The organism is Aquibium carbonis, assembly GCF_003970795.1.
Lineage (GTDB): Bacteria > Pseudomonadota > Alphaproteobacteria > Rhizobiales > Rhizobiaceae > Aquibium > Aquibium carbonis.
In genome coordinates, this window is record NZ_RWKW01000018.1 from 1 (window position 1) to 1,388 (window position 1,388).

Below are 1,388 nucleotides of genomic sequence, written 5' to 3' on the forward strand. Positions count from 1 at the left end.
GCGAAGAACGTCGTCGGCGGAAGCTGACGCTCGTCACCGACGACGACCACCTGTTTTGCCCTAGCGATTGACCCGAGCGCGTCCACGGGCTGTATCTGGGAAGCCTCGTCCATGACCAGCAGGTCGAACGTCATCTTCCCTGGCGACAGGAACTGCGCAACGGACAGCGGGCTCATCATGAAGACGGGCTTTAGCGCCTGGATCGCAGGACCTGCGCGCTGCATCAGCTGCCGGATCGGCATGTGGCCACGCCTGCGAGCCATTTCTGAGCGCAGCAGGCCAACGGGGCCTGCACCGCCGTCGCGGGGAGGAATCCTGCGATGATGGGCGGTAACCACTTCGATCGCCGCAGCCTTGATCCGCTGCGTGTCTAGGTCGGCGAAATCACGCACCGCCCGCGAATGAAGCTCGCCGTCGAACCGTGCCAGTTCAGGTTCCTCCGTCGCCATCGCTGTCAGAATGGCTTCGTAGTAGGCCATGTCGAAGGTCGACTGCGCTTCCCTGGTGCCGATGCGTCCTTCCGCGAGAGCATCGACCAGCTCCGACAGACCGGCCTTTCGCGCTGCTTCCGAACGTTCTCTATAGGCCACCCATTTCGACAGCTGCTCCCGATGCTCAAGCCAGGAATCCAGACGGCCGATGATCTCAGTAACCTCAACCCAGAAGAAGTCGCTCGCGCTGAACAGCGAAGCCGCGTCCCCCTTCAGGTCTCCGGCTAGCGCCGTGAGCGCATCGGCCAACGCCCTGGCTTCGTCCATGGCGAGTTCGGCGGAGGCTGCCACAGCCACCCGCGTCGGAAGTCGCGCGGCCAGATGCCTCAGGTCGCCGTTCTCACGAATCCAGAGCTCGCCGTCGGCGAGGACCGCCCAGTCCGACCTGCGTCCGGCCCAGGCCGATCCGAATGCGGTGTCGCCCAGCTCCGCGCCAGCGTCGATGATGCCTGCTAGCTGCTGCAGGCGTTCCAGCCGCCGCGCAAGGTTGAGGCGGTCGCTGACCGCATCCGGCGGAGAGGCGAACACCTGCCTCGATATCTCGTCCGCGCGGTACACTGCCCTGGCCTTCTTATCGAGGAGGTCGAGCCGCGCACGTTCTACGGAAGCCACATCTCCCAGCAGTGCCGAGGCCATATGCCCAAGATCGTTCCAGAACCCTTCGATGATCGGCCTGCCGATCTCAATGACCTTTCGGACACGCTCGGCGCGCGCGCCAGCCTCGGAGCGTTCGGCCAACCGCCCGGCTATGAGCCGCGGCTCGGAACCCAGCCCCCGGAGGGTCCGCATCCATTCCACCAAGGCCAGCAACGGCGCCGAGGCAGACCGTTCTCCTCGCCAATCCGCTCCGAACGCCGACCTGCCGAAGCTGTCGCCCTCGCGAATCCTTGCGGCAGC

1 protein-coding gene is annotated in these 1,388 nt (G+C 65.3%); it reads right to left on the minus strand.

Annotated features, from left to right (window positions below; genetic code table 11):
* Nucleotides 1-1,388, minus strand: a 1,388-nt coding sequence (locus EJC49_RS05600; RefSeq protein WP_280960000.1) for an AAA domain-containing protein, incomplete at both ends; no start/stop codon positions are given.